The following is a 16,691-nucleotide window of genomic DNA, read 5'->3' as shown; positions in this document are numbered from 1 at the left end:
ATGAAGCCCGAGCACATGAAGCTGCTCCGGGATAAGCGTTGGCGGTTGAACAATCTCTACTTCATCACTGATAAGCAGGGCAAGAAAGTCCGCTTCCGGATGACGGACGAGCAGATTGAATACTTCGATGGGATGCATACCCGTAACATCATCCTGAAGGCTCGGCAGCTCGGCTTCACCACTGAGTGCTGCATCATCCAGCTGGACGCGGCGCTGTTTGAGTCGGCCAAGTGCGCACTGATCGCCCACACCCTGAACGACGCCAAGCGCCTGTTCCGGGAGAAGGTCAAATATGCCTACGACAACCTGCCTAAAGAGATACGCGCCGCCAATCCTGCTTCTAACGATGCTGCTGGTGAGCTTGTGTTCAGTAAAGGCGGATCGCTCTACGTGTCCACGTCCTTCCGGGGCGGGACTCTACGGTATCTGCACGTATCCGAGTTCGGGAAGATCTGCGCCAAGTTTCCCCACAAGGCCAGAGAGATCGTCACCGGCGCCTTCGAGGCCGTCGCCACCGATTGCTTCGTCACGATTGAATCGACGGCAGAGGGCCGGGCGGGCTACTTCTTCGACTACTCACAGAGTGCCGAGAAGCAGCTGCTGTCCGGCACGCCCTTGGGCAAGCTGGACTGGAAGTTCTTCTTCTTTAGCTGGTGGAAGAACAAGGCCTACTGGCTCGACCCAGCCGAAGCGATCATCCCGCAGCGCCTGACCGACTACTTCAACGAGTTGTTTGCCAAGCACGGTGTCGACACCAACCCGGGCCAGCGCGCCTGGTACGCCGCCAAGGAGAAGACCCTCGGCGACGACATGAAGCGGGAATACCCGTCGATCCCTGCCGAAGCCTTCCAGCAGTCGATCGAGGGCGCTTACTACGCCAAGCAGTTCACCAAGCTGTATGCCGCTCAACGGATCGGCACGCTGCCAGACAACAGTCATCTGCCGGTCCACACGATTTGGGATATCGGCGTCGGCGACTCCACGGCCATCTGGTTCGTTCGGATCGTCGGCGAGGAATATCACGTCATCGACTTTTACGAGAACAGCGGCGAAGGCCTTCGGCATTACATGAAGGTGCTCAAGGATCGCAAATACACGTACGGCGATCATTGGGGCCCCCACGACATCGATAACCGCGAATTCGGCAGCGACGGCAAGACCCGCCGCGAACTGGCCCGTGAGGGTTACGAGATCGACGGGCAAAAATACAGCCTCAAGTTCAGCGTTGTTCCGAAGCTCGGTATCGACGAAGGCATTGAACAGGTTCGGGAGATACTTTCGGCCTGTGCCTTCGATGAGTCCAGATGCGAACTGGGTATTTCCTGCCTGGAGAACTACCGAAAGGAGTGGGACGACAAGCGGGGCTGCTGGAAAGACAAACCACTTCACGACTGGTCATCGCACGGCGCGGACGCCTTCCGCTACTTCGCTGTCTCGATGGGCCGACGCAAACGCACAGGCGGAACACGCCGAATTGGAGGCTTGGCCTGATGCCAGTGCAATCGACAAACCCCGACTACGACGCGCACATCGCCGAGTGGGAGATGATGGATGACGCGCTCGAGGGTGAGTGTGCAGTGAAGCGCAACGAGCGCAACCTGCCCAAGCCTAGCGGCATGGTTGAAGCTGAGAAGCTCGACGGTACCGGCAACAAATATCTCTACGAGAACTACACGAACCGGGCTCAGTACGAACACTGGGTGCGTGACTCGCTGCGTTCGATGATGGGCCTAGTCTCGCGACTGATTCCGGAGATCGAACTGCCCGCCGGCCTGAAGGGGCTGGAGGACAACGCCACAGCGGACGGCTTCGGTCTGAAGCAGCTGTTCTTCCGAATGGTGCGCCAAGCTATCTCGCACGGTCGGGTGCCACTGGTGGTGAACATCGATGATCGCGGCGAGCCGTATTTTTCGACCTATGCCACGCGTAACGCGATCAACTGGGACACCGCTGATCAGGGCGGCCGGCAGGATCTAGTCCTTTCGGTGTTCCGCGAGTTTCGTAAGAAGGGCGGCGATCGCTACAGCCACGACTGCGACACGGTTTTCCGTGAGTTCTTTATGAATGACCGTGTCTGCTATACGTCCGTACGGAATGAAGGTGGCGAGTTGGTAGAGGATGAGAAGCCGCTGGGCACCACCGGCACTGACAACCGCTTGGTGAAAGGTCTAGCGTACCTGCCGGTGATCTATTGCGGCTCTACCGACAACTCGCCAGACGTCGACGAGGTGCCACTGTTGACCATGGCACGGGCCGCTTTGAAGTCGTACCAGCTGAGCGCTGACTACTTCACTGCACTGCACCAAACCAGCCATCCGCAGCCTTGGGTGTCCGGCCTCGATGACTCTGTAGAGCTCAGCGTTACCGGGCCATCCGCTGCATGGGATCTTGGCCCGAATGGCGAATGCGGTTACCTGGAGTTCCAGGGCGCCGGTATTGAAGCAGTCCGCAAGGCCATGGATGACCAGAAAAACGCCGCGCTTGAAGCCGGCGCCAAGGTCATGGACGTGGGCGGCACGGAGTCGGGCGAGGCCCGCAAGACCCGCCAAAACGATCAGCATGCCACGCTACACAGCATTGTCGTCACGGTGGCAGAAGCGGTGGAGCAGGGGCTGCGGTACGCAGCTGAGTGGAAGGGCTACGACCCCAAGCAGGTGAAGTTCAAGGTAAGTCCTGAGTTCGTGACCCCGGTGGTCGACGCCCAAGTGCTCGCCGAGCTGCTGAAAGGTGTGATGGCTGGCACTATAAGCGCCGACACCTACTGGCAGTACCTCACCACCGGCAAGTTGCCGGACCGCCCATATGAAGATGAAGCCGACCTGATCAGCGATGAGCGCGAGTCGGCCGGCATCAACCTGGACAAAGACGATGCCATCGACAAACCTGGCGCAGGCGGACAGCCAACTGCTGGAGCAGGCGACCCGTCACTCGGTAATGCTGGAGCGGCTTAAGGCTGGCGAGGTCAAAAAGTTCGAGAGGTACCTGCGCCAGATCGACAAGCTGGTGCGCGAGCAATTGACCCGCAAGGAGCTGACCACCTACAGTCGGGACCGCCTTGAGCAGTTCCTGGCCCGAGTGGACGGCAAGCTGCTGGAGATATACAAGGCCTACGGCGACCTGGTGCAGGCCGATCTGGTCGACATCGCGCTGTATGAGTCGAGCTTTGAGGCCAAAAGCCTGAGCAATGCGCTCTCAATTGACGCAGTTGTGCCGACCAACACGGTGATCCGAGCGGCGGTGTTCTCCTATCCGCTGCAGGTGAAGGGCATCGACGGCGGAAAGCTGCTGAAGAGCTTCGTCAGCGGCTGGACGCGCACGGAGACGATGCGCGTGACGAACACCATCAGGCTCGGCTTCGGCCAAGGCCAGTCCAATGCCCAGATCATCCAAGCGATTCGCGGCACCGCGGCGCAGAACTTCACGGACGGCATTCTGGCGGTGAGCAATCGCAACGCCGCCTCTGTGGTGCAGACTGCAATCCAGCATGTGGCCACCACGGCCCGGATGGAAACGCTGAAGGCCAATAGTGACGTGGTGCTGGGCTACCGCTGGGTGTCGACACTCGATCGCAAGACCTCACAGCAGTGCAAGGGGTTGGATGGCATGCGCTTCGATTTGGGCAAAGGTCCGCTGCCGCCGGCGCACATCAACTGCCGGTCAACCACGGTTCCGATCACCAGGCTTTCGGAGATGTTCGCCAAGGACGCCACGCGCGCTTCGGTGGGCGATAACGGCGGGGCCCAGGTCGACGCCGGCCTGAATTATTACGAGTGGCTGGCAACTCAGCCGGCGAGCTTCCAGGATCATGCCCTCGGGCCGGTGCGGGCCAAGTTGTTCCGCGATGGAGGGCTGACGCCGGAGAAGTTCGCCAAGCTGCAGCTCGACAAATCGTTTAAGCCGCTGACGCTTGCACAACTGAAGGATGCAGAGCCCGACATGTTCACCCGAGCAGGCGTTACACTCGGCGCTCCACCGGGTTGAGAAAGCCGATGCAGATCATCGTTGAAGACGGAAAAGGCAGGCCGGACGCCAATAGCTTCGTGCCGCTGGAGAAGCTGACCTTTTACCGAGACTACTACGGGTTCCGGATACCTGAAGCAGAGGCTGAGCAGGTCGAACTGCTGCTGCGCGCTGCGGCCGACATCAATGGTCGTCAGTGGAAAGGGCACAAGGCCAAGCCTGAACAGGCAATGGCTTGGCCTCGGCGTGACTGCAAGATCGAGTACCAGACGCTGTCCGAGACTTTCGTGCCCTTTGAAATTGAATGGGGTCAAGTACGGGTGGCTGTTGAGTTGTATGCCGACGAGCAGGGCTTCCGGATCGAAGAGCCGACGCATTGCACAGAGCCAAACGGGCGACGAACTCGGCTCAATCGCGATACACCGGGTATTCGCATGCGACCGCCGCCATATGCTCCAAGCAGGACGCAGCTCGCTGATTACCTTAAAATGCGCGGCTTGCACTTGGTGGCTAAGGAATAGCTGATGTTCAAATTGCTACGTTGGACGTTTTGGTTCGTGGCTTTATCGGCCGTAATTGGTTTGGCCTTTTTGCTGGGACTCTCATTTGGCCTGGGAAATAATCACCACGAGTTCATTGCCGAGACCGTTCCAGTCCTCTCCATGCTTGGCGGATGGGTATCCGGACTTGGAGCTCTAGCGGCGGTCTTCACAACATTGTGGTTGGCAGACAAGCAGCGTAGGGAAGATGTTGAAAGCCTCCGAATATCTGTTCGTTCGGCCATAGCAGACACGGGAGAAGGTGGGTGGTTTATCGCGATTGGTATTACGTCGGATGGCAAGCGCCCGGTGAGGGTCACAAGTCTGTCCGTGCAGTCGCCGCACGCGAAAAGCTATCTTCATGTAAGTCAATTTTGGTGGGGCAGTGATTCTCTGCCGGCCCCGATGACTTACGGTGACAGTATTTCCCTACACCTCCCGCCCGGCTTTGATCGACAGATAAATGAGTACGTCAGTAGGCATTGCCGGGGTAATACGGCTGGCTTGAAATTTGTTGTCAGCACCACTCTCCACGATTTCCCAGGATCGATACACCGAAACCTGCTCACGTTGAGCGACTGAATAAAGTCTCAGATTCACACAAACCTCGGCCATGCCGGGGTTTTTTTATGCCTGCAAAGCGGGCCGACCAAACCCAAGGGGTGCACCAAGTGGCAGACGAAAACCAGATTGATCTTGAAGACCCGGCAGTTCAGACCGCCATTGCCGCAGCGGTTGAGGCTGCGACCTTGGGCCTCAAGAACAAAAACACCGAGCTGCTTGGCTCGCTCCGGACTACCAAAACCGAACTGGACGGCTTTAAGTCGCAGTTCGAAGGTTTGGACATCGCCGCCGTGAAAGGGCTGCTGACCAAAGTCGGCCAGGACGAAGAAACCAAGCTGATTGCCGAAGGCAAGCTGGACGAGGTCATTACCCGCCGCACCGAGCGTCTGCGCACCGACTACGACACCAAGCTGGCAGCCGAGAAGGCTCGAGCGGACAAGGCTGAGCAATTCGCTGCCAAGTACAGCGACAAGGTGCTAGCCGATTCCATCCGCGCTGCTGCCATCAAGGCCGGCGCGCTCCCTGAGGCTGCCGAGGACATCATCCTGCGCGCCAGGGGCACCTTCAAACTCAGTGAAGACGGCGAGGCGATTGCCACCGACCGTGACGGCGAGGTCGTTTACGGGAAGGACGGGAAAACCCCGCTGTCGCCGCTCGAATGGGCGGAGTCGCTGCGTGAAACAGCAACACACCTGTGGCCAAGGGCTCAGGGTGCCGGTCCGACCGGCGATCAAGGTGGCAAGGCCACGAAAAAATGGGGCGAGTACACGGAAACCGAGCGCGCTGCGATCGCCCGTGACAACCCCGAGCTGTTCAAGAAAATCCAGGCCACCAAAGGAACCTAATTCATGGCAACTACCCAACTGACCGACATTTTCGTCGGTGACTACTATGCCTCGCTGGAGCCGGTAAATAGCCCGGAAAAAACCGCTGTCTACGAGTCGGGCATCGTAACTCGTTCGCCCGTTCTGGACGCCATCGCTTCCGGCAGCCAAGGCACCGCCGAGATCAGCTACTGGCAGGATCTCAACGCTGATGAAGCCCCGAACATCAGCAACGATGACCCGAACGACCAAGGCGAAGTCGGCAAGGTCGAGCAGGACAGCATGCGAGCCCGCGTCCTGTACCTCAACAAAGGCTACGGCGTAACCGATCTGACTGCTGAACTGGCCAATACCGAGCCTCAGCAGCAGATCCGCAACCGCTTCGGCACCTACTGGACTCGCCAATGGCAGCGCTACACCCTGGGCGCCGCTCGCGGCATCATCGCCTCGAACATCGCCAATAACGGCGGTGACATGGTTATCGACGCGGGCGCGACCATCAACGCCAATGCCTTTCAGGATGCCGCGTTTACCGCCGGTGATGCTGCTGATCAGTTCGGCGCGATCGGCGTGCACTCGGTCGTGATGAATCAGATGGTCAAGCAAGACCTGATCGAGTACCTGCGTGACTCCGACGGCAAGATCATCCTGGCCACCTATCTGGGTAAACCGGTCTTCATGGATGACGGTCTGGTCTATGGCGCTGGCAAATACCTGTCCGTGTTCTTCGGCCAGGGTGCTTTCGGCTACGGCGAAGGTGCTCCGAAGGTGCCGGTCGAGCTGGAGCGTAAGCCGGGCGGCGGCAACGGCGGCGGTGCGGAAGTACTGTGGGAGCGGAAGACCTACATCCTCCAGCCTGCTGGTTTCAGTTGGAAGGGTTCTGAAGCCCAGAACGCCAGTCCGACCGCGACCCAATACGCCGCCGCAGCCAACTGGCAGCGCGTGTTCAGCCGCAAGCAGGTCCCATTTGCCGCCGTGATCAGCGGTACCACCACGCCGTAACTCGGCCCACACAACCTGGCGCCCGTATGGCGCCGGGATGCTTTTGAGGTGACTTATGAAAGTGATCTACACGGATAAGCCGGGCAAAGAGCGCGGCGTGTGCTATCGCCTGCTGAGCGAGTTCTTCGGTGTCATCGGCTCCGCTACCGAGGTGGTCGTTGATGGCGATGCCCCGGATATCGTCGATGCCTACCAAGCGGCTGGTATCAAGGTATCCGACGGCAATGAGCAGGAAGCTCCGGAAACCGACCCTCTGAAAATGAAGGTTCCCCAACTGAAAGAATGGCTGACCGAGAAGGGCATCGCCTTCGATCCGACCGCCAAGAAAGAAGACCTGCAGGCCTTGGTGCCGGCGGAATAAGGACAAGCACATGACTGACTTCATCACCGTCGCCGATGTTGACGCCCAGCTCGGTCCTGGCTGGGCCGGCACTGGTGATCCGGTCCTTGCCGTGACCATGGCCAATGCCTGGCTCACGACCAAGATTAAGCGGGCTGTTCCATATCCGGTTCCAGCCGAGATCAAAACAGCCGGCGCTCAGGTCGCCAAAGATGCGGCGGCGGGCAAGCTGTACACGTCCACGCAGAAGGAAGTGCAGAGCAAGACGGTATCGGCGCAGTCCGGAACGTCTGTAAGCAAGACCTACGTGGCGGGCTCTACTGATCAGTCGGCGGGCGTGAATTTCGCTCTGGCGCTGCTCGGTCCGTGGATCAAGCGCTCCGGCGTAATGATGCTCAAGAGGACCTGATCATGGGCATGCGCGAAGAGATCCAGACTGAAATGGCTGAGGCGTTCGATGATCCTGATGGCCTTGCCGACGCGGTGAAGCCAGTGACAGGTGTGCGCAAGGTTGTGGGCGATTATGACCCTGACCTGGGCGGTGCGCCCGAAGTCACCACCACCTACGGCGGTCGTGGGGTATTTGGCGCCTACCTTGTCAAAGAAATCGACGGCTCCTTGATCCAGACGACCGACAAGAAATTGCTGGTGCTGCAAAACGAACTATTCGTTTCGGAGGCGGGCGTGTCCACGGCGGTACCGGCTGCGCCGGCCATTGGCGATATCGTCAACGGACTGCGGGTGATTAACGTGTCTGCGGACCCTGCTGATGCAACGTGGACGGCGCAACTGAGGAAATGACATGGCGAATAAATACGCGAGTATGAACGGCAGCTTCGCCGAGAATATCCGCGATTTCGCCGAGCGCGCTCAAGCCGGAATCGACGCAACCATCCGCGAGATCGTGATCGAAATCGGCAGCAGCGTTATCCGCATGTCGCCGGTGGGAAATCCTGAAATCTGGGCCGCGAACGTTGCTCACCGCCAGACCAACACCCGCGCAGCCGACGACTACGACTTCAAGGTCGCAGTGCGCAACACGATCATCAACCTCGACGAATCGAACTTCACGAAGGCCGGCAAGCTCCGGCGGGGCGTTAAGTATGCCAAGCCTCTGACGAAGAGCGAGCGCGACCAGAATTTCAATGTGAATGGCCTGGTGGCAGGCAAGGATTACGTCGGCGGGCGGTTTCGCGGGAACTGGCAGCTCTCCATTGGCGCGCCGGCCGAGGGCACGCTTGATCGAGTGGATCCCGCAGGCAGCGTGACCTTGGCCAAATTGCGCCTGCAGGTCCAGGCGCTCACCGCGGGCGAGACGGCCTACATCGTGAATAACCTGCCATATGCGGTGCCTCTAGAGTACGGCCACTCCAAGCAGGCACCGGGCGGCATGGTGCGCGTCACCCTGGCCCGTTTTCAGCAGATCGTCGACGAAGCCACAAGGAACAACCGGGTATGAGCCACGCCATTATTGCCTCGATCTACGAGGCCAAGCTCATTGCATGGAGCAAGGCCCGGTCGGAGCCGATCAAGGTTGTGTTCGAAAACATCCAATACGACCCGGCCGACGGCGAAACCTATCTGCGGGCGTTCTTGCTGCCGGGTGATACCGCGAGCAGCACGCTCGCCGGCGACCACCGCGCGTTCATCGGCGTCTACCAGGTCAGCATTGTGGCGCCGGCCGGCACCGGCAAGGCGAAGACCAACCCGCTTGTGGCGGAGCTGACCGTGTTATTCCCGCTTTATGCGCGAGATACAAAGGCAGGCCTCACCGTAGTTACGATGTCGCCAGTCGATCCTGGACCGGGCATTCCTGATCCACCCACATATACCGTGCCGGTGTCGTTCGAGTATCAAGCTGACATCGCCACCTAAATACGCCCGTTGGGCAAACCCCGAAACCCGCCTCTGTGCGGGTTTTGTCATTTCTGAAAGAGGAAACACCCATGGCCGGCATCCAAATGCCCAACGGCGCCACCTTCGAGATTGCTGCCACTTACGGCCCGGCGATCCCATTTACTGCCTTGACCAACGCCAACCCAGCCGTCGCCACCGCAGCAGCGCATGGTTTGGCCGAAGGCGACGTTATTGCGGTCAGCTCTGGCTGGACCCGTCTCGAAGGGCGGGGCGTACGAGTCGGCGAGATCGAGAGCGGGACCTTCGCGCTGGAAAGCGTAAATACCGCCAACGTCCAGCAGTATCCGGCCGGATCGGGCATTGGCTCGGTACGAGAGGTGACTGGTTTCACTGAGATCTCGCAGATCACCGAGCTGAACTCCAGCGGTGGCGATCAGCAGTTTCTGACCTTTGGCTTCCTGGCCGACGATGATGATCGCCAGATGCCAACCACCAAAAATCCGATCACGCTGACCATCACCGTTGCCGATGATCCTTCCAAGCCCTACGTGGAAGTCTGCGAAGCTGCAGACGACGACAAGCAGGCGCGCTTGCTCCGACTCAACCTTCCTGGCGGCAGCAGCATCATCTACAACGGCTACGTGTCGATCACTTCGACTCCAACCATGTCCCGCAACAATCTGATGACCCGTGTCATCAGCATCGCGTTGACCGGTCGCCCAACTCGCTATGCGGCCACGGTGTAACCCATGGCCAAATTCAAGTTGATCCAGAAGCCGACCTTCAAAGCGTCGGTGATGATCCAGCGCGCCGGCTATAGCGCCGAAAAGGTGGAGTTCGAGTTCAAGTACCTGGACCGCACAGCGCTTGCGGACCTATATACCGCCTGGAATGAGCGACACGATGAATTGAGCAAGCAGGTCGGCGACATGGACCTCAAGGCGTTCACGGCTGCTCAAATCGATCTGCAGGTTGAGCAGCTCCTGGCGGTGGTAGTCGGCTGGGATATCGAAGAGAAGTTCACACCTGAAAACGTGCGCATCCTCGTTAACTCGATCAACTCGGCCCCCAAAGCTGTGCTGAACGCTTACGCGGAAGCTTTCAGTGAGGCTCGCCTGGGAAACTCCTAAGCGCCTCCCGCGCCTTGTACGAGCCGGGGCCATCGGATGCGGACCTGATGGCTTTCGGTTTGTCGCGTCAGGACATCCCCGACAAGGAAGTCGGTATCTGGCCTGACAACTGGAACGCCTTCAAGGTCTTCGAGGCTATGAGCACCCAGTGGCGCACAGGCGCGTGCGGCGCAACAGGCATGGACTACAGCGTTCTCTCCGGTGTGATTCGGATGTGTGGCGTACCGATTAGCCAGCGACAAACCATTTTCAGCGACTTCCGGCGAATGGAGGCTGAAGCCCTGCAGGTGATGGCGGAACAGAGAGAAAACAAATGAGCACCAATTTCGCTTCCCTGGGTATTGCGGTCGAGTCGTCGCAGGCCGCAAAGGCTGCTGATGATCTGGATAAGCTGGTCGATTCTGCTGAAGGCGCCCAGAAGGCCATTGATGACCTAGGCAAAACAGGCGAAGGCCTGGCCAACACCGGTAAGAGGGTTTCCCAGGCAGAAGCGGACATTGCGCAAGGCATCGACAAATCTACGGCGGCAAGGGATCGTCAAGCCGGGGCAAGTCGCAAAGCAACTGACAGCGCAGTAGCGGAAATCTCCGTCATCAGTCAGCTCGACAAGGCGATGACGGGCAATATCTCGAGCATGGAGTCGCTGGTTCTGGCTGAGGGATTGCTTGAGCGCGCCCGCAAGGGCGGCTTGGTCACCATCGAGGAGCAGGCGAAGTACCAGGATCAACTGGGGAAGGCCTACGACAAGATTGAAAAGGCGGAAGCCAAAGAGCTGGCCCAGAAGCAAAAGCTGATTGAGGCTGAGAATCGCCAAATTGATGCACTGAAGCGCGCAGTTAACGGGATTGACCCGGTGACTGCCAAGCTGGCCAAGCTAGAGGCTCAAGAAAAGGCGCTCAACGATCTACATAAAGCTGGCCAAATCGATGCTGAGCGTTACAACGAAGCCTTGGCCAAGATCGGGAAAGACCGGGCTGGTTTGACTGAAGCCGCTGGCGCGTTCGACAAGCTGAAGCTTGGCACCCGGCAAGCACAAGAAAACGTCATGCAACTCGCCAACGCCATTCAGGCTGGTGATTTGGGAAGCGGCGCGCGCGCGATCGCTCAGCTGGGCGCTGGCGCCGGTGAATCCGCGAAAAGCCTCGCAGGGATGCTGATCCCGGCTGGCCTTTTGGTCGCCGTCGTGGGAAGTCTGGGGTACGCCTACTTCGATGCAATGAAGCAGGCGCGCGAGTTTAATGCCGCTATCAATGGCGGTACGAATGGTGCGGGGCAGACCATCTCCAGTCTGAAGGACATGGCCGACGGCGCTGGGCGCGTCACGGGAAACCTGTCCGGCGCGCGTGAGGCGGTCGTTTCGCTTGCATCCGGGGCAGCTACCAGCGGCACGCAGATGCGAAATCTGGCTGAAGCCGCAGCGGCCGTGAGTGAAGTAACCGGCCAGGGCGCCGCCGAACTCGCAAAGTCTTTCGCCACCGCTGGCGACACGGCAACAGAAGCCGCAGGCAAGATCAGCAGTCAGTATGGGTTGCTGACTCTTGAGCAGTACCAGGTTATCAAAGCACTTGATGATCAGGGCGAGAGCCAGCGTGCGCTTGATGTTCTCAGCGAAGATGTAAATCAGGCCGCGCTTAAGCGATTGGAAGCCTATCGCGCGTCCCTATCAGATGTTGAACGCGACTGGGACAAAATCAAATCAGCCATCAAAGGCGCGTACGCCGAGGTCCGTTCTGAAATATTCCCGGACTTGGCCAAGCAGATCGAGATCACTCAGCGCATTCTGGATACCCGCAAGGGTGGCGGAGTAGCGGGCGCAATCTCCAACGGTCTCAGCTCTCTGAACACGGCACTGGGCCTGGGCACTGGCGTGCATGACGACTCAACCGAAGCTTTGGAGAAAAAGCTCGCCGGCCTCAAAGCCAGAATGTCGGCAAGCACCGATTTGGCAATCGCCACCGGTGAGAACACAGATGCCAATCAGAAGGCTATCGAAGTTCAGAAAGCGCTCGATGCGCAGCTTGATGACGTTAATCCGCTAAATAAGCGCAAGGCCGCGCTGGATAAGCTCAACCAGCAGTTCAAAACCCTGTACGAGAATGCGGAGAAAACAGGACAGAAGTCGCCCCTGCTTGATGGCGTATTTTACGACGGCAGCAAGTTTTCTGGCGGCGCCTATGACACGCTGAAGAAAGGGCTTGAAGATAAAAACAAAGATTCGAAAACGGCAGGTTCGCAGGTCGACCTGACCGGCTTCAACAATGCCAAGAACAACCTGGCGGCCATCAGCGAAGAGTACAAAAACGCCCAAAAGGAACTGGACGCAGCGCAGAAGGCTGGACTCGTTTCTCAAGCCGACTATGCCCTGAAACGCGAAGCGCAGATCGGCAACGAGCGCGACGAGGTGACCGCAGCCTACGAGGCGGAGATCTCCGCGCTGGAAGCCGCGAAGGCGAAGAAGACCACTTCTGCCGCGCAAAGCATCCAGCTCGATCAGAAGATTGCCGACGCGCGCGCGGGAATGGTCAAAGCGCAGAAGGACGCGGAAAGCCAACTCGATGTCTTGGCCACAAATGAGACTGGCCGTCTCGCCCGACAAGAGCGTTCAATCACCGCCTACGTTCAGGCCTTAGCTCAGCAACAGCGAGCGCTGGAACTGGCAGGGCAGCGCGCCGTTCTCGGCGTCGGTCAGGGCGATCGCCAGAACGCGCTCAACAGTGAGTTGAACAGCCAGCAGGATCGGTTCGCACAGCAGTCGCTGGAACTGGCAAATCAGAAGTCCGACCCGTCGCGGAATATGTCGGAGGAGGAGTTCGCCCGAAAATCGCAGGCTCTCGCCGATGCGAACAAGGCCGCAACCGATCAGATCCGGCAGAACTACGCCGATGTCGAGAAAGCTCAAGGGGACTGGACCAAGGGCGCAACGTCGGCCTGGGCCAACTACTTGGATTCGGCGAGCAACATTGCCGGACAGACAAAGACCCTGTTCGGCAATGCCTTCAGTTCGATGGAAGACGCGGTCGTCAACTTCGCCATGACAGGGAAGCTGTCGTTTGCTGACTTCACCAAATCGATTTTGGCGGACATGGCGCGGATCGCGACTCGGCAGGCCAGTTCTGCGTTGCTGAGCAGCCTCGTCGGTGCTGCCACCAGTTACTTCACTGGCGGAGGCGGCGGTAACGGGCTCGCGGCTGGATCTGCCGGTGCAACGTCTTCGAATCTCGGCGCGTCCTCGGCAGGTTACTCCAGCACGTACTTCCCGCAGGCGCTCGGCGGTGCCTGGTCGTCGGGCGTGCAGATGTTCGCCAACGGCGGTGCCTTCACCAACAGCATCGTCAGCGCGCCGACCGCGTTCGGCATGGCCGGTGGGCGGGCGGGAGTCATGGGGGAGGCGGGGCCGGAGGCGATCATGCCGTTGACCCGGACTTCCAGCGGCAAGCTGGGTGTTCTCGCCGCCGGCGGTGGCTCCGGGACTGCAATCAGCATCAGCGCTCCGGTCACGGTGGTGACCCAGGATCGAGGCTCCGAAGGCATGCAGATTGACCAGCAGGCCCTGTCGAAAAATCTCCAAACACAAATGCGCGCCGTGGCGGAAAGAGCCGTGGCCGATTCTTGGCAGCCGGGTGGTGCCAGCTTCAGACGCGCAAATGGGAGGGCCTAATGGCCATCGAGAAATTCACCTGGCCAACCGAGCGTGGGGAAACACCCGATATCAATTATCGGGTGCGCACCTCGAAATTCGGCAACGGCTACGCGCAGAACGTCGGCGACGGCCCGAACAACAAAGAGGACTCCTATCCGATTACTTGCACCGGCCAGAAGGCCAAGGTGCAGCAGATCATGGCGTTCCTCGACCGGCACGCCGGGGCAAAGGCTTTTCTCTGGACCACGCCGCTCGGCGAACTCGGCCTGTTCACCTGCAAAAATCCCGCTCCCACACCAATGGGCGGTGGGGTCTTCAAACTCACCGCCACGTTCGAGCGGGCATTCAAACCATAAGGGGCAACCATGCCGCTGATCAGTGACATCCAGATACTTGAGCCTGGCAGCGAAGTGCTGCTCTTTGAATTGGACGGCACGGACTACGGCGCGGACGTGCTGCGCTTCCACGGGCACGCGATTCCGCACTCGGCGGCCGAGCTGATTGCTGCCGGCGACAATGCCGACCAACTGCCGGCGAAGGCTATCTACTGGCAGGGCAACGAGTACAGCGCCTGGCCAATGCAGATCGACGGCATTGAGGCGAACGGCGACGGCACTGCGGTTCGGCCCACTCTGTCAGTGGGTAATGTCAACGGGCGCATCACCGCGCTCTGCCTGGCTTTCGAAGATCTGCTCGAGTTCAAGCTGACGATGCGCCACACGCTCGGCAGCTACCTTGATGCTGCCAACTTCCCAGCCGGCAATCCGACGGCAGATCCAACCCAAGAGACGATTGAAGTCTGGTACATCGACCAGAAAACGAACGAGGACGGGGAGAATGTCAGTTGGGAATTGGCCAGCCCGGGCGACGTAGGTAACGAATCGATCGGCCGGCAGGCCACGACGCTGTGCCACTGGTGCCTCACTGGTGGTTACCGTGGGCCGAGCTGCGGCTACACCGGACCATATGTGACCAAGGACGGCATCGTCACCGATAACCCGGAATTGGACGAGTGCGATGCCACGCTCGGCAAGGGCTGCATACCGCGCTTCGGCGAAGGCAACCCGCTGCCGTTCGGTGGCTTCCCCGCCGTTTCCTTGATTGCGCGGAGCTGACCATGCGTAAGCACATCTTGAATGCGATCCAGGAACACGCGGCGGCCGAGTACCCGAAAGAGTGCTGCGGGCTCCTGCTTGCGATCGGTCGCAAGCAGCAGTACTTCCCCTGCATTAATGTCTCGACGGAGCCGAACGAAGAGTTTCGAATCGACCCCGAGCAATACGCAGCGGCCGAGGACGTCGGGGAGGTGATCGGTGTGGTGCACTCGCATCCGGATGCCACCAGCAGGCCGTCACCGCGTGACCTCGCCATGTGCGAAGCGACGGCGATGCCGTGGCACATCCTGAGCTGGCCAGAGGGCGATTTGCGTACCGTCATGCCATCCGGCGAGGTGGCTTTGCTGAAGCGGCCTTTCGTGCACGGCGCCTGGGATTGTTGGCAGGTGTGCGCCGATTGGTACAAGCGCGAATGGGGCCTGGAGTTCGAAGCCTTCAAGCGCGCCGATGGCTGGTGGGAGAGCAAGGACAACACCAGTATGTACGAGGCGAACTATGAGGCTGCCGGCTTCTACCGGGTCGACCAGCCGCAGCGCGGCGACATGATCGTTATGGAAGTAGGCCGCACGGTTTACCCGAACCACGCCGGGATATTCCTCGGCTCTGATCCGGTGCTACCGGGTGAGGATGCTGCGACCTTCGGCCCCGGGCCGTTCCTGCTGCACCACCTGTACGGCAGGCCCAGCGAAATCATCATTTGGGGTGGTCCATGGCTCGATCGCACACGCCTGATTCTCAGGCACAAAAACGCGCGACCAAACACATGATGCGAAGCTTCATCGGTGGGGTTACAACTAGCTATAACGCTGCCTTTGGATAGTGATAGATTGCTGCGATCAATTTAGAGAGGTGAGTATTGGAAATGTTGGACATTGGAATGGCGATAGTTTTCATCTTCTTGACGATCGCCACATATTTTTTGCCTTCATTCAATGCTTTCAGTCGAAAGCACCCGGATAGATGGCCTATTTTTATGCTGGATCTTTTTCTCGGCTGGACCATCATTGGCTGGGTTGTTTCGCTCGTTTGGTCCGTCTCCCCAATACCATCTGCAGACACGACACGCGCTCAGCCTCAGCCTCAGCCTCAGCCTCAGTCTGAAGAAGACAAGTATCAGAAGCTCGAAAGAATCGGTAGCCTGAAGGAGAAGGGCCTGCTCACTGAGAGTGAATTTGAGGCTGAAAAGGCCAAACTCCTGCAAAGCTAAAATAGAGCGAATAGATCTCGTTCTATTTCTTTGCTTTTAGCGAGCAAGACACAAGGAAAAAAACATGCGAGTTTTAATAGGGGCGCTGGCGGTATCGCTGTTGGCGGGGTGTGCGACGTCGCCGACGCCTTCCAATGAAGCCAAGCAGGCTCCGGCCAGCCAGCTGTCGGCCTACCAGGCCAAGCCATCAGGGGCATATGGGACACTGCAAGTGATCCGCGACTCTGGGCAGACCGGAAGCCTTTGTTCAATGGCCGTTTTTATCGATGGCAAACAAGCTGCCAAGCTCGACCCGGGTCAGAAGGCATCTTTCTATCTGCCGCCTGATTCGGTTTCAATTGGCGCCGCTTACACCGGCTCTGGCATCTGCTCCATGGGTGCAGCCCGAGTGGAGCGGGAAGCGATCGTCAAAGACGGCGCAGTGAAGAAATACCGAGTTTTTACTGGGGGCGACGGGCAGATCGACATATTGCCCACGACCCTCTGATCAGACCGCCTGCGGGCGGTTTTTTA

General features: G+C 59.1%; 21 protein-coding genes. All 21 read left to right on the top strand.

Translation table 11 applies throughout. The annotated features are described in order from the left end of the window. The 21 genes from AB4O01_RS06940 (at position 1) to AB4O01_RS06840 (ending at position 16,665) form a co-directional block, all read left to right on the top strand. Entirely contained in the window at positions 1–1,491 is a 1,491-nt protein-coding gene (locus tag AB4O01_RS06940) for a terminase (protein ID WP_460091105.1), read from the top strand. Then, entirely contained in the window at positions 1,491–2,951 is a 1,461-nt protein-coding gene (locus tag AB4O01_RS06935; RefSeq protein WP_460091104.1) for a DUF4055 domain-containing protein, read from the top strand. The genes AB4O01_RS06940 and AB4O01_RS06935 overlap by 1 nt, the downstream gene beginning before the upstream one ends. Next, positions 2,869–3,981, top strand: coding sequence for a minor capsid protein (locus AB4O01_RS06930; protein ID WP_460091103.1), 1,113 nt, complete (start codon positions 2,869–2,871; stop codon positions 3,979–3,981). The genes AB4O01_RS06935 and AB4O01_RS06930 overlap by 83 nt, the downstream gene beginning before the upstream one ends. 8 nt (positions 3,982–3,989) lie before the next feature. Next, positions 3,990–4,481: a DnaT-like ssDNA-binding protein gene (locus AB4O01_RS06925; RefSeq protein WP_460091102.1), complete on the top strand. Its 492-nt coding sequence runs from the start codon at positions 3,990–3,992 to the stop codon at positions 4,479–4,481. Positions 4,482–4,484: 3 nt separating this feature from the next. Continuing rightward, on the top strand, positions 4,485–5,081 hold the full coding sequence (locus AB4O01_RS06920) for a hypothetical protein (RefSeq protein ID WP_186565544.1): 597 nt from the start codon (positions 4,485–4,487) through the stop codon (positions 5,079–5,081). An 89-nt stretch (positions 5,082–5,170) separates the two neighbouring features. Further along, positions 5,171–5,908, top strand: a complete 738-nt coding sequence (locus AB4O01_RS06915) for a hypothetical protein (protein ID WP_134326528.1) — start codon at positions 5,171–5,173, stop codon at positions 5,906–5,908. A gap of 3 nt (positions 5,909–5,911) precedes the next feature. Beyond that, the gene (locus AB4O01_RS06910) at positions 5,912–6,889 is read left to right on the top strand and encodes a major capsid protein (RefSeq protein ID WP_460091101.1); all 978 of its coding nucleotides are present in this window, start codon (positions 5,912–5,914) and stop codon (positions 6,887–6,889) included. A gap of 55 nt (positions 6,890–6,944) precedes the next feature. Then, a complete protein-coding gene (locus tag AB4O01_RS06905; RefSeq protein WP_122597466.1) occupies positions 6,945–7,250 on the top strand; it encodes a HeH/LEM domain-containing protein in 306 nt (101 codons plus the stop codon). 10 nt (positions 7,251–7,260) lie between these two features. Continuing rightward, positions 7,261–7,638, top strand: coding sequence for a hypothetical protein (locus AB4O01_RS06900; protein ID WP_460091100.1), 378 nt, complete (start codon positions 7,261–7,263; stop codon positions 7,636–7,638). A 2-nt stretch (positions 7,639–7,640) separates the two neighbouring features. After that, the gene (locus AB4O01_RS06895) at positions 7,641–8,030 is read left to right on the top strand and encodes a hypothetical protein (RefSeq protein WP_460091099.1); all 390 of its coding nucleotides are present in this window, start codon (positions 7,641–7,643) and stop codon (positions 8,028–8,030) included. Position 8,031: 1 nt separating this feature from the next. Then, a complete protein-coding gene (locus AB4O01_RS06890; protein WP_460091097.1) occupies positions 8,032–8,688 on the top strand; it encodes a hypothetical protein in 657 nt (218 codons plus the stop codon). Beyond that, positions 8,685–9,104 carry a phage tail terminator-like protein gene (locus AB4O01_RS06885; protein WP_460091096.1) on the top strand — a complete coding sequence of 140 codons (420 nt, stop codon included), beginning with the start codon at positions 8,685–8,687 and terminating at the stop codon, positions 9,102–9,104. Before AB4O01_RS06890 ends, AB4O01_RS06885 begins: the two co-directional genes overlap by 4 nt. A gap of 71 nt (positions 9,105–9,175) precedes the next feature. Next, entirely contained in the window at positions 9,176–9,832 is a 657-nt protein-coding gene (locus AB4O01_RS06880) for a phage tail protein (protein ID WP_460091095.1), read from the top strand. Between the two features lie 3 nt (positions 9,833–9,835). Next, positions 9,836–10,216 carry a phage tail assembly chaperone gene (locus tag AB4O01_RS06875; protein ID WP_455806664.1) on the top strand — a complete coding sequence of 127 codons (381 nt, stop codon included), beginning with the start codon at positions 9,836–9,838 and terminating at the stop codon, positions 10,214–10,216. A gap of 47 nt (positions 10,217–10,263) precedes the next feature. Further along, a complete protein-coding gene (locus tag AB4O01_RS06870; protein WP_460091094.1) occupies positions 10,264–10,533 on the top strand; it encodes a DUF1799 domain-containing protein in 270 nt (89 codons plus the stop codon). Then, on the top strand, positions 10,530–13,874 hold the full coding sequence (locus tag AB4O01_RS06865; RefSeq protein WP_460091093.1) for a phage tail tape measure protein: 3,345 nt from the start codon (positions 10,530–10,532) through the stop codon (positions 13,872–13,874). Before AB4O01_RS06870 ends, AB4O01_RS06865 begins: the two co-directional genes overlap by 4 nt. Further along, positions 13,874–14,212, top strand: a complete 339-nt coding sequence (locus AB4O01_RS06860) for a phage tail protein (protein WP_460091092.1) — start codon at positions 13,874–13,876, stop codon at positions 14,210–14,212. Before AB4O01_RS06865 ends, AB4O01_RS06860 begins: the two co-directional genes overlap by 1 nt. 9 nt (positions 14,213–14,221) lie before the next feature. Beyond that, positions 14,222–14,971 carry a phage minor tail protein L gene (locus AB4O01_RS06855; RefSeq protein WP_460091091.1) on the top strand — a complete coding sequence of 250 codons (750 nt, stop codon included), beginning with the start codon at positions 14,222–14,224 and terminating at the stop codon, positions 14,969–14,971. Between the two features lie 2 nt (positions 14,972–14,973). Further along, positions 14,974–15,738 carry a C40 family peptidase gene (locus AB4O01_RS06850; RefSeq protein WP_460091090.1) on the top strand — a complete coding sequence of 255 codons (765 nt, stop codon included), beginning with the start codon at positions 14,974–14,976 and terminating at the stop codon, positions 15,736–15,738. A 95-nt stretch (positions 15,739–15,833) separates the two neighbouring features. Beyond that, the gene (locus AB4O01_RS06845) at positions 15,834–16,178 is read left to right on the top strand and encodes a superinfection immunity protein (RefSeq protein ID WP_460092230.1); all 345 of its coding nucleotides are present in this window, start codon (positions 15,834–15,836) and stop codon (positions 16,176–16,178) included. Between the two features lie 64 nt (positions 16,179–16,242). After that, the gene (locus AB4O01_RS06840; protein ID WP_460091089.1) at positions 16,243–16,665 is read left to right on the top strand and encodes a hypothetical protein; all 423 of its coding nucleotides are present in this window, start codon (positions 16,243–16,245) and stop codon (positions 16,663–16,665) included. Positions 16,666–16,691: the final 26 nt, after the last annotated feature.

It is taken from the genome of Pseudomonas sp. S2_E02 (assembly GCF_054668355.1).
This window is presented reverse-complemented; position numbering and strand designations above follow the sequence as displayed.